Origin of the sequence: Martinezella lusitana (assembly GCF_016901135.1) — a bacterium.
Classification (GTDB): domain Bacteria; phylum Pseudomonadota; class Alphaproteobacteria; order Rhizobiales; family Rhizobiaceae; genus Rhizobium; species Rhizobium lusitanum_D.
Genome location: NZ_JAFEVL010000025.1, coordinates 43,323 through 55,034 on the forward strand (window position 1 = coordinate 43,323; position 11,712 = coordinate 55,034).

The 11,712-nt window shown below is 56.9% G+C and carries 11 protein-coding genes; 7 read left to right on the forward strand and 4 right to left on the reverse strand.

The window, feature by feature from the left end; genetic code table 11:
- The first annotated feature begins 127 nt into the window (after positions 1-127).
- Both JTP94_RS10610 and JTP94_RS10615 read left to right on the forward strand, forming a co-directional pair.
- Positions 128-1,705, forward strand: coding sequence for a Re/Si-specific NAD(P)(+) transhydrogenase subunit alpha (locus JTP94_RS10610; RefSeq protein ID WP_204850458.1), 1,578 nt, complete (start codon positions 128-130; stop codon positions 1,703-1,705).
- An 18-nt stretch (positions 1,706-1,723) separates the two neighbouring features.
- Positions 1,724-3,160 carry an NAD(P)(+) transhydrogenase (Re/Si-specific) subunit beta gene (locus JTP94_RS10615; protein WP_204850459.1) on the forward strand — a complete coding sequence of 479 codons (1,437 nt, stop codon included), beginning with the start codon at positions 1,724-1,726 and terminating at the stop codon, positions 3,158-3,160.
- A gap of 94 nt (positions 3,161-3,254) precedes the next feature.
- Here the strand turns inward: JTP94_RS10615 and JTP94_RS10620 are convergent, their stop codons facing one another.
- Positions 3,255-3,872, reverse strand: coding sequence for a PAS and helix-turn-helix domain-containing protein (locus JTP94_RS10620; protein WP_312038148.1), 618 nt, complete (start codon positions 3,870-3,872; stop codon positions 3,255-3,257).
- A 127-nt stretch (positions 3,873-3,999) separates the two neighbouring features.
- Here JTP94_RS10620 and JTP94_RS10625 point away from each other — a divergent pair, with 127 nt between their 5' ends.
- Genes JTP94_RS10625 through JTP94_RS10635 form a run of 3 tightly spaced genes read left to right on the forward strand, consistent with a single transcriptional unit; the run spans position 4,000 to position 6,629 of the window.
- Positions 4,000-4,728 carry a CoA transferase subunit A gene (locus JTP94_RS10625; RefSeq protein ID WP_204850460.1) on the forward strand — a complete coding sequence of 243 codons (729 nt, stop codon included), beginning with the start codon at positions 4,000-4,002 and terminating at the stop codon, positions 4,726-4,728.
- Positions 4,728-5,390, forward strand: coding sequence for a 3-oxoacid CoA-transferase subunit B (locus JTP94_RS10630; RefSeq protein ID WP_204850461.1), 663 nt, complete (start codon positions 4,728-4,730; stop codon positions 5,388-5,390). The genes JTP94_RS10625 and JTP94_RS10630 overlap by 1 nt, the downstream gene beginning before the upstream one ends.
- Before the next feature lie 48 nt (positions 5,391-5,438).
- The gene (locus JTP94_RS10635) at positions 5,439-6,629 is read left to right on the forward strand and encodes a thiolase family protein (protein ID WP_204850462.1); all 1,191 of its coding nucleotides are present in this window, start codon (positions 5,439-5,441) and stop codon (positions 6,627-6,629) included.
- Between the two features lie 174 nt (positions 6,630-6,803).
- On the opposite strand, the gene JTP94_RS10640 is transcribed toward JTP94_RS10635, so the two are convergent.
- Positions 6,804-7,952: an MFS transporter gene (locus tag JTP94_RS10640; RefSeq protein ID WP_246754802.1), complete on the reverse strand. Its 1,149-nt coding sequence runs from the start codon at positions 7,950-7,952 to the stop codon at positions 6,804-6,806.
- 14 nt (positions 7,953-7,966) lie between these two features.
- On the reverse strand, positions 7,967-9,028 hold the full coding sequence (locus tag JTP94_RS10645) for an alcohol dehydrogenase catalytic domain-containing protein (RefSeq protein ID WP_204850463.1): 1,062 nt from the start codon (positions 9,026-9,028) through the stop codon (positions 7,967-7,969).
- Between the two features lie 1,068 nt (positions 9,029-10,096).
- On the opposite strand from JTP94_RS10645, the gene traR reads away from it, so the two are divergent.
- Entirely contained in the window at positions 10,097-10,801 is a 705-nt protein-coding gene (traR, locus tag JTP94_RS10650; protein ID WP_204850464.1) for a transcriptional regulator TraR, read from the forward strand.
- Positions 10,802-10,804: 3 nt separating this feature from the next.
- On the opposite strand, the gene JTP94_RS10655 is transcribed toward traR, so the two are convergent.
- Positions 10,805-11,113, reverse strand: coding sequence for a transcriptional repressor TraM (locus tag JTP94_RS10655; RefSeq protein ID WP_204850465.1), 309 nt, complete (start codon positions 11,111-11,113; stop codon positions 10,805-10,807).
- A gap of 266 nt (positions 11,114-11,379) precedes the next feature.
- Between JTP94_RS10655 and JTP94_RS10660 the strand changes: the two genes are divergently transcribed.
- A complete protein-coding gene (locus JTP94_RS10660) occupies positions 11,380-11,646 on the forward strand; it encodes a helix-turn-helix domain-containing protein (protein WP_204850466.1) in 267 nt (88 codons plus the stop codon).
- Positions 11,647-11,712: the final 66 nt, after the last annotated feature.

The following is an 11,712-nucleotide window of genomic DNA, read 5'->3' on the forward strand; positions in this document are numbered from 1 at the left end:
ATTGGGAGGGGAGCGTCGGGCACGTTCAGTGAAGCAATAGAAGGCCTGCGGTGCGGATCATCGAACGCCGAAGCGCGTTCGAAACGGACGCTGGGTCGGCAGAAGGACGGCTTAAGCCGGATTGTAAATGGGGTTAAAAATTGGAATTCCCAAGGAAACGCTCCTTGGAGAAGCGCGCGTAGCGATGACACCAGATAGCGCGCGACAACTGCAAAAGCTTGGATACGGATGCTTAATCGAGACCGGCGCCGGGCAGGCAGCCGGCTTTTCGGATGACTCCTATCGATCTGCTGGGGTGACCGTGGTGGACGCCGCCGCTGCTATTTACGAGGCGGCCGATGTGGTCGCCAAAGTACGCCCGCCCGAGCGCTCCGAAGCCGAACAGCTGCGCGACGGGCAAACGCTCGTGTCGTTTTTCTATCCGGCCCAAAACAAGGACCTTCTCGAACTCTGCCGAAAGCGGAGAGCGAATGTCATCGCTATGGATATGGTGCCGCGCATTAGCCGCGCCCAGAAGATGGATGCGCTGTCGTCGATGGCCAACATTGCCGGCTATCGCGCTGTGATCGAGGCTGGCAATCATTTCGGCCGCTTCTTTACCGGTCAGGTGACGGCCGCCGGCAAGGTGCCGCCAGCCAAAGTGCTTGTGATCGGAGCCGGCGTTGCCGGTCTTGCCGCCATCGGCACGGCGACGTCGCTCGGTGCGATGACCTATGCTTTCGACGTCCGTCCCGAGGTGGCCGAGCAGATCGAGTCGATGGGCGCACAGTTCGTCTATCTCGAATTCGAAGCCAGCCAGGATGGTGCTATGACCGGTGGTTATGCTGCTCCCTCGTCGCCTCAGTTCCTGGAAAAACAGCTTGCCAAGTTTCGCGAACTGGCGCCCGAGATCGACATCGTCGTTACCACGGCGCTGATCCCAGGGCGAGATGCTCCGAAGCTGTGGCTGGCCGATATGGTTGCTGCGATGAAGCCGGGTTCAGTCGTGATCGACCTGGCTGCTGAGCGCGGTGGTAACTGCAATTTGACTGTGGCTGACCAGAAGATCGTTTCGGAAAATGGCGTAACGATCGTCGGCTATACCGACTTCCCAAGTCGCATGGCAGCCCAGGCCTCGACGCTTTATTCGACCAACATCCGGCATATGATGACGGACCTAACGCCGGCCAAGGATGGGGCTGTCGTTCACAATATGGAAGACGACGTCATCCGTGGTGCGACCGTAACGTTCCAGGGCGATATTACCTTTCCGCCGCCACCGCCCAAAATACAGGCGATCGCGGTAGCCAAGCCCAAGGAAAAGGTGAAGGACCTCACGCCGGAAGAAAAGCGCGCCAGGGAAATTGCCGCGTTCAAGGTGCAGACCCGCAACCAGGTTGGTCTGTTGGTGGCTTCCGGCGCTCTGCTTCTGGTCGTTGGCGCCTACGCGCCGGCAAGCTTCATGAGCCACTTCATCGTTTTTGTTCTTTCCTGCTTCATCGGCTTCTCGGTGATCTGGAATGTCAGCCATTCTTTGCATACGCCGCTTATGGCGGTGACGAATGCCATTTCCGGAATCGTGATCCTCGGTGCGCTACTGCAAGCTGGTTCCGGCAACTGGCTGGTGGCCACCCTGGCGGCTTTGTCGGTGCTAATTGCGGCGGTCAACATCGTCGGTGGTTTCCTCGTGACACGGCGCATGCTCGCCATGTTCCAGAAGTCGTGATCAAGTAAGGAAAATACTATGACTATCGGTATTGTATCGGCGGCCTACATTGCCGCCGCTGTTCTCTTCGTTCTTTGTCTTGGCGGCCTGTCTGGGCAGGAGAGCGCCAAGCGCGCGGTCTGGTATGGCATCATCGGCATGGCACTTGCTGTCGTCGCGACGGTCTTCGGATTAGGTATCAGCAACTGGTTCATCACACTCGTGATGATCGCCGGCGGCGCGATCATGGGTTACTATGTTGCTGCCCGGGTGCAGATGACGGAAATGCCCCAGCTTGTCGCGGCTTTGCACTCATTCGTCGGTCTGGCGGCCGTATTCATCGGCTACAACAGCGAGTTGGAGCTGGGCACGGTTCTGGCGTTGAAGGCCGCCGGCGGTGATCTCTCGACGCTGGCTGGATTTGCCGAGAAACTGGCGCAGAAGAATCTGGTGGAAATCGCCATTCTCAAGGTCGAGGTCTTCCTCGGTGTGTTCATCGGCGCGGTCACCTTTACTGGCTCGGTCATCGCCTTCGGAAAGCTTGCGGGCAAGGTCGACGGGAAGGCGAAGAAGCTGCCCGGCGGTCATTTCCTCAATGGAGGTGCGGCGATCGGTTCGCTTATCCTGCTTGGATTGTTCTTCAACGGCGCAGGCCTGTGGGCGCTGATCTTAATGACAGCTCTCAGCCTTTTCATCGGCTATCACCTGATCATGGGCATCGGCGGCGCCGACATGCCGGTGGTGGTTTCGATGCTGAACAGCTATTCCGGCTGGGCAGCAGCAGCCATCGGCTTCACGCTCGGCAACGATCTCCTGATCATCACCGGTGCGTTGGTCGGTTCTTCCGGTGCAATCCTGTCGTACATCATGTGCAAGGCAATGAACCGCTCCTTCCTTTCCGTCATCCTCGGTGGGTTTGGCGGCACGACAGGACCGGCGATGGAAATCGAAGGCGAGCAGGTCGCCATTGATGCTGAAGGCGTGGCGGCGGCACTGAACGAAGCCGACAGCGTTGTCATTGTGCCAGGTTACGGTATGGCGGTGGCCCAGGCGCAACAGGCCGTCTCAGAGCTTACGCGCACCCTGCGGGCGTCAGGTAAGAAGGTGCGTTTCGCCATTCACCCCGTCGCCGGTCGTTTGCCCGGCCACATGAACGTACTGCTCGCCGAAGCCAAAGTGCCTTATGACATCGTTCTTGAAATGGATGAGATCAACCACGACTTCCCTAACACCGACGTGGTGATCGTCATCGGTTCCAACGACATCGTCAATCCGGCCGCTCAGGACGATCCGAACTCCCCGATTGCAGGTATGCCGGTGCTGGAGGTCTGGAAGGCAAAACAGGTCTTTGTCTCCAAGCGTGGCCAAGGGACCGGCTATTCAGGCATCGAAAATCCGCTTTTCTACAAGGACAACACTCGGATGTTTTATGGGGATGCTAGAATCACGGTAGGTGAACTTCTAGCGGCCATTTAGCCAACGCATGATAAGACGGCGCACGAACTCTGATTGCCGGTGCTGATTGCTCCGGTTCATGAAAGCGACTGGGGGCAGGCAGCGGTCGGCAACGTCACACAATAAATGGGACGCGACCGGGCGAAGTCGAGCCTTCATCCCAATTGCCGTCGTCTGACGGGACCGGTTGCCTTGCAAACCAGGCAATGAGCTCCGCAGCGTTTCTGACGCCAATCCTACGCATCATCCGTGCTCGATGCGCCTCGACGGTCCGCCTGGACAGGGCAAGTTCGGCGGCAATATCGCCGTTCGTCTTGCCTTGCGCAACCATGGTCAGAATCTGCCTTCGCCGTTCGCTGAGAAGCGAGGGACCTTCGTCAACCGGGCGGACCATCGGCTGGAAACAGTAGATGGCCTCGGCAAAGGGATTGTCCGGCGTGCGACTGCGGCCGTTTACGGCACACCAGAAACGCCGCCCCCCCGCCGTCTTCATAATCCGCTCGTCGTAATACTGGCGTGCGCCCGCCAGATGCATACTCCACATCTGGCCAATTCGCACGAAATCCGAAACGCGCGGATACAGTCGGGCAAAGCTTCGATCAATGATCTCGTCGCGTTCACGCTCGAACAGGTCGGCGAACGCCACATTACAGTCTCGAATGATGCGGTGGGTTGCATAAGCCATCGGGACCGGCATGTCGGCAAGGGCAAATCGCATCGGTCCAGTTTCCAATCAAGCCTCCTTCAGAATGCCATGTTCATGACCTGTAGTATTTATACTACTCCCCATTTGGCCAAAACAGCCCTTATGATCGTCGCATCGGACGTCAGAGGAGCGTCCAGCTTCCGGGAGGATGGGAATGGATAAAGTTCGCGCAAGCGCGGTCGAAGCGTTGGCAGATCTGCTTCACGACGGCATGACAATCATGGCGGGGGGCTTTGGCCTCTGCGGCATTCCGGAGGCACTGATCGATGCAGTTCGCCAATCCGGTGCGCGGGACCTGACGGTCATTTCCAACAATGCGGGCGTCGACGGCATAGGTCTCGGAACACTTCTCGAGACAAGACAGATCCGCAAAATGATCTCGTCCTATGTCGGGGAGAACAAGCTGTTTGCCCAGCAGTTCCTGTCAGGCGAGCTCGAGCTCGAATTCAATCCACAGGGCACGCTGGCCGAACGCATTCGCGCCGGTGGCGCCGGTATCCCCGCGTTTTTCACAAAGACCGGTTACGGGACTTTAATTGCGGAAGGAAAGCCGGTTCAGGTATTCGACGGCGAGAACTACATCATGGAACGGGGGCTGTTCGCGGACATCGCCTTGGTCCACGCCTACAAAGGCGATGATGAAGGTAACCTCGTCTATCGAAAGACCGCCCGCAATTTCAATCCCGTTATGGCGACAGCGGCAAAGGTCACGATCGCTGAAGTCGAACATCTTGCTACCGCAGGAGAGATTGATCCCGATCACATCCATACACCGGGCATATTTGTCTCACGGCTCGTTCATGTTCCTGCTCCCGTCCAGCATATCGAGCAGCGGACGACACGTAAGCGTAATGCAGCAGCAGCGCTGGAGGGAGCACACTGATGGCCTGGACACGTGAGCAGATGGCGGCGCGCGCCGCGCTAGAACTTAGAGACGGCTTCTACGTCAACCTTGGTATTGGCATTCCGACACTTGTCGCAAATTTCATTCCCCAAGGGATAGACGTGCGCCTGCAGAGCGAGAACGGCATGCTCGGGATGGGGCCTTTTCCCTACGAGGGCGAGGAAGATGCCGATCTCATCAATGCCGGCAAACAGACCATAACGCAGTTGCCGACGACCAGTTACTTCTCGAGCGCGGATAGTTTCGCGATGATCCGGGGCGGTCATATTGACCTGTCGATCCTCGGCGCCATGCAGGTCGCCTCCAATGGCGACCTCGCGAATTGGATGATCCCAGGCCATATGGTCAAGGGAATGGGTGGCGCGATGGATCTGGTGGCAGGCGTCAAGAGGGTCGTGGTCGTTATGGAACACCAGGCCAAGGGACAGCCGAAGCTTTTGTCCCAATGCACATTGCCTCTGACGGGGAGGCGTGTGGCAGATCTGGTCATCACCGATTTAGGCGTATTCGAACTGCAAAAGCGTGGCTCGGTGCGCATGACGTTGACCGGTCTTGCAGACGGCGTCACCCTCGACGAGATCAGGGCCAAGACGGGCGCGGCCTTTGAGATCGATCTGGACAGGCAGTTTGCCGTCGCCTGACGGCGCCACCTTCTGTCATCACAATCGAAATGCGGAGACGATCCTAATATGCGCGAAATCATTCTGGCTGGTTGCGTAAGAACGCCAATCGGCAACTACAATGGCATCTACAAGGGAACGCCGGCGACGGAGCTTGGAGCTGCGGCGATACGGGAAAGCCTTTTGCGGTCATCAGTTGATCCGGCTGCAGTGGGGTCCGTAGTGATGGGCAACGTAATCCAGGCGGGTAACCGCATGAACCCTGCCAGACAGGCAGCGATCGGCGGCGGCTTGCCGGTGACTGTTCCGGCACAGACTGTTAACCGTGTCTGCGGGTCTGGTGCTCAGGCTATCATCTCCGCAGCCCAGGAAGTGCAGTTGGGTTTCCATGACACAGCAGTTGCCGGGGGAATGGAGAACATGGATCGCGCGCCCTATCTCGTCGAGGGTGGGCGTTGGGGCTACCGCATGGGCAACGCCACCGTGCTCGACAGCATGCTCCACGATGGGCTGAACGACGCCTTTTCAGGAGAGCATTCCGGCTGGCATACGGAAGATCTCGTCACGCGTTGCCGGATCAGCCGTGACGACCAGGATCGGTGGGCGGAGCGTTCGCAGAAGCGGTTTGCCGCAGCAAGCGATGCAGGCCGGTTCGATCGCGAGATCACCGCGATCACGATCAAGGGTCGCAAGGGCGACGAGACGGTGGATCGAGATGAAACGCCACGCCCTGAGACCTCGCTGGAGACATTGGCAAAACTCCGTCCGGCTTTTCGAAAGGATGGATCGATTACCGCCGGAAATGCGCCGGGTCTCAACAGTGCCGCCTCCGCCATGCTGGTTGCGGACCGTACTTTTGCGGAAAAGCATGGAATAGCGCCAATGGCGCGGTTGGTTGGCTATGCTATCGCGGCCGTAGAGCCGGGCTTCTTCGGCCTTGGGCCTGTTCCCGCGATCCAGCTTGCCCTGGCCCGGGCTGGATGGTCGTTGTCGGATGTTGATCGCTTTGAAATCAACGAAGCCTTCGCAGCAGTGCCTCTGGCCATCATCCAAGAACTGGGATTGCCAGAAGACCTCGTAAACGTCGACGGCGGGGCTATCGCGCACGGACACGCGATCGGCGCGACAGGAGCCATACTCACCACCCGCCTTGTCCATTCGATGATGCGGGACGGCGCTCATCGTGGCATAGTGACACTTTGCATCGGCGGAGGGCAGGGTATTGCCCTTGCTCTTGAGACAATCCGAAGCAGCAATTGAAGGCGGCGCTACATTCTGCCTGTGGTAGCCGGGCCGTCGCGGATGCCGGCAATCACATCCGCCGCACGAAGGCGCTCGCGCCAAGACCTCTTGCCGTGAACAGTGGGGCGCACGCACGCATACGCCGGCAAAATGTCTCTGTCGCTGAACGAGGCAACGCATCAAAGCTCTGAGCTAGCGGCTTGTGGTGGATGAAGCTTCGAAGGCCATCGCCATTATGGCGATGACTGGTAGCGTAACGAGAAAGGCAGCGCTGACACCGAACTGTTCGGCTAACGCGCCAAGGGTAAAGGATGCGACTTGTCCTCCCAGTGTTAACGAAACAACCATGAGCATCGACAACGCGGCGCTTGATGCGGGGTGGCGGTCCATCGCACGTCCGAGAAAGATCGGAAACAAACCGCCGATGCCCGCCCCGAGAAGGAAATTCCCGGTCAGCATGGGGACGTCGGCTCCGCCAAAGACAACAGACAGCTCGCCCAGAAGCGCGAGGGCCAGCATAAATCTCAGAACGAAGACTGATCGACCTGCCACGTCAAACCATATGACGGCCAATCTGGATGCAATCATTCCCGCTGTGAACGAGGAGAGGCTAAATCTCGCAAGTTCTTCGGATGCTCCACCAGCAAGAGCATAGGTGACGAACCAGACATTTTGCGTCCATTCGACGGCACCAAGCGCAAAACTTGCGATCGCCAGACAGGCAATACTGAGCAAAGGCAAGGCTTCTAATCCGGTTTTCTTCTCCAGCGCGCGGCTGGAGGATTTGTGCTTGGCCGATAACCGATTTCCGAAAAGCTGAAGCACGAACAGGCAACTGATAGCGGAAAAGCCAAGTGCTGCGATGAGGTAAAAACTTTGCCAGCTCCATTGCCAACGTAAAATCGCGACAATGACGAGCGGGGCAGCCATGTTGCCGACACTGAAGACGACATCGAGAATGGCTAAGGCGGAGGATCGGCGTTCCGCGAAAAGGTCCCCGAAGAGTGTGTGGGAAGCCGTGAATATCGCCCCTCCACACAATCCGAGAGCGAGGTAGATTGCAAAAAATACCGCAGCATGCATCACGCTGAACTGAAAGAAGGCACACAGCGCAGTTATGCTGGACAGAACGGCCAGAACGGCGATCGTGCCGTAGGCTCTCAACAACCTTTCCGCGATTATCGACCCAAGACTGAACCCGATCGACCACACCACAAAAACCATACCTGCCATGAGCGGTGACAACGAGAAGGCCTCCATCGCATTTGGAAGCAACGCGCCAATGGAAACGCCCAGCATACCCCAGAGAAAAAAGGATATGCTGGCCGACGCACCCAACAAGTATCGACTACCTGTCAAAGCGAATTACCGTTTTCAGGTGAGATGTGAGATGTGAGATGGTATGTCTCGAAGAACTCGATAACCTCGTCGGGATTCCAGAATGACATGTCGTTCGTCATAATCCAAGTGGGATCAATGATATGTCTCAGCAACAACTGCTTCGCTGTCCTCATGACGAAGGCTGTTTTGTGCATGGGAAAGTGATCGACATCAAAGGCGGCCGATGACAGCGTTATGCCCTTGGCAAGCAGGAGCCAGGTGTCAAACTGCTGCAGGGTCTGCGATGCACCATAGAGCACATATTTCGATCCCGGCTTGGCCGCTCGCATTGCGGCTCGTCGCGGGCATACGCTCGGATCAATGTTGACCAGCGGAGGCAAGGCGTCAAAAACGTAGTCGAATGCGTCGTCGTCGGATTCGCGCAATTCATCGACCGAGCCAAACACATAATCCGCATAATGATCTTTGGCGGTCTCCTGGCGTGCGGGATTGCGTTCGAGCACAGCCACCGACTTGGTGGCATAAAGATTTTGCAGGATTGCCCCGGCGATCGCACCGCAAGGGCCGCCGCCAAGCACCAGTACCCGGTTTCCGACCGCCGGCGGATGTGAAAGGATCGATCGAAGAACGGCGGTGATTGGCTCAAGCAACGGAGCGTCCCGGTCGGATATTTCCGCTGGAAGCAAAATCGCCGCTGCTCTTTCATCATCCCTGAAATAGCGACCTGTCTTGAAGGGAGACGCGCGCAAGTCGCCGGCAAAAAGAGGGCGTAAGGCGCGGTATTCTGCCATGCCTCCAAAATCAGTCTGCCCAAAATAGGCCAGGCGTTGCCCTAGAAGCGAAGCATCGCATTCGGGACCGACATCTACGACGGTCCCGCTATATTCATGACCAAGAATCACGGGGTACTGCTCTGCAAGCAAATTGCCGTGAAAATGGGAAATATCGGTCGAGCAGACGGAGACTGCTGACGTTTTGAGGAGAACCCCATCCACTGGAGTTAGAGGGACATCGCGAAGACATATGGAAAGCTTGCTAGGAGCGCTGAGCTCGATTACTTGCATCGTGCGTGACATGGCAAAACTCCTGTTTGCGACAAACCTGCCTTCCGGGGGTGTTTCATGTTGCACGCCGCCTATGCTGGCGGCTTTCGTTGCACTGCACAATTAAACATGCGCATGAATTTCAGATTTCAAGCCCGTGTCCGTAAAATCTTGAGACTTTTTGATGGATAGTTATCGGCAAATCCTACCGCGCTAGAACGGCGACGATGATTGAGCAACGGTGCCTTTCTTTGGGCAGCAGCATGCGAATGCGCATGCACCACCTGTCCATCGAGGCATCGGCACCATTGGGCGTTGTGGGCTGGGGCAGGAGGCTTGCGTAAGAATATGCAAGCATCCGTCGGCCGCTACACTTTCCGGCCTGCGTGAGAAAGCGGGTTATGGCGTGAACAGGTTAAGCGGCCTTTTCGCATTCGCTCCGAGAAACATTCGGGTTTATCATCTATGTTTCCGCCTGCCGAACCGTCCCCGGCGCAGGGAATGCCGAGTTAGTCGGCGAGAAGCCGGTCTTTCGACTGCGACGAGATTGCGCGAACGCTACATCAGCGACGAGGCACAAGCATACGACCGAGCGTTAGCTGAACCCCAGAGACACGCGAATTCGACGCGGACCCTGATCTTAAGAGCAGCGGCTTCCGGAAGCTCGCTCCACCAAGTCAATTTGCATGCGGCTAGACGACTTCGACGAGCAGGCGGAAACCTCGACAGCCGACAGATCGATGCGTCATCTGAGCCGAAAATAAAATATCGGTCGAGCCGATAGATTCCATCGATGGATCTGGGCTATCGCTTATGCTGCACACGTGGCATGCAAGCAGTATCTTCGACAGAGGAACTTGCACGACCGATATTTTGTCTGAGGCAGGCAGCATTCGATGATGTCTCTTCAGAACGGAGAGATCTCGCTGGCTGAGGCCGACCGCACGACTTCTTTTGTTCTGCGCCTGCGAGGCTCGTGAAGAGTCGGCTTTTCAAAAAGTTCCATAAGTCATATTATGCATTTTTCAATCTAGGATTGCAAATACTAACCGGAGATCCTCAGATCAGGTGTTCCACCTGAACATCAGCACGGAGTGACAAATGCAGCATTGGCTGGATAAGCTAACTGACCTCGCCGCAATAGAGGCCGATCAAGCTCACATCGAGGAAGCCCTCTCCGGCCTGACGGAGCAGATCGGTTTTGGCGGCTACGCTTATCTCCACATCCAGCCCGGGCATGTGCTGGCAATCTCGAACTACCATCCAGAATGGCGATCCCATTATTTTGAACGAAATTATTCCCGACTAGATCCGGTGGTGAAGCGAGCGAAGTCATTTAAAAGGATCTTCACTTGGGCAGGCGAACAGGAGGGGCCGCGCCTCTCCAAACCCGAGCGCACGTTTTATTCACAGGCTGCAAATTTCGGAATCCGCTCCGGCATTACCATTCCAGTCAAGACCGCAAACGGCTCGATGTCTATGTTCACCCTGGCTTCTGAGAAGCCGACAATCGATCTCGACCGAGAGATCGATGCGGTGGCTGCCGCAACCGCTGTCGCTCAACTTCACGCCCGTATCGCCTTCATGAAAGCAAGCCCGACCGCCGAGAGCCCGGCCTACCTCGACCCCAAGGAAGCCGCTTATCTCAAATGGATGGCGGTCGGCAAAACGATGGAAGAGGCGGCGGATCTCGAAGGTGTCAAATACAACAGCGTCCGGGTCAAGCTTGCCGAAACCAAGAAGCGTTTCGACGTCCACACGACAACGCACCTGACCGCGCTGGCTATACGTAGAAAGCTGATTTGATCTTCAGTCCACGGGGGCTTTCGGGATATAGCCAATAATATCGACCAAGGTGTTCACGACGCTCATCTGAGCATGCATTTCGATGCAGGCCTCAATGTAGGCAAGATGCTGAGCGCCACCGGCAACGGCTCCCGACTTATAGTCGTCCGGCAAGGCCTGAAACAACTGGTCGGCTTTCTCCACCAGGCTCCGGTGGGTACGGATCGCGCCCACGGTAAGTGCCTCGAAGTCCGCCGGCGGCAGTCCGCGCGTGAGCCCAATCACAGGCCGAAGCTCAAACTTGTCTTTCGGCGGCACGTCTTGAGGTTCCATGCTTTCTACCCCCCGTTAAGTCTGCGGTACGCCCCGAAAACACTAATCTCTGATCCCAAGCCGAGGTTGGAAACTCCGCCTAGACAGGCCTGCGACCTCTAGTGCTGTAATTCACCGATTTTATCAGCGATCCAAGACATATTTGTAGTTCACAGGGACGAACTACGGCATTTCGGCAGACATGCATGCAGGCGAGAGCCTCCATCTGCGCGATTGTATCGTATACTCTGTAGATGAATGCACTGCAACGCGCATGACTCCGAATTATGAATATTCGAGAGATCTTCGCGCTGAATCTGAGGACCCTGCGAAACGCCAAGAAGCTGTCGCAGGAGGAACTCGCGCTCCGCGCAAACGTCCATCGCACCTATGTCAGCTCTCTGGAACGGTGTGTCTATAGCCCGACGATCGATATGGTCGATGGCCTCGCCCAAATCCTTGGTGTAGAAGCGTTCGAAATGCTCGTTTCAAAGCGCAATTCGGGCGAAAAGAAGACGGCCAAGTCCGGTCCCGGATCATCCTCCAGTGCGTAAATTCGACGTGAGTGACGCTCGCTGCTCCAGATAGTCCTCGATTATACTGCCGCATAATAGCACGGG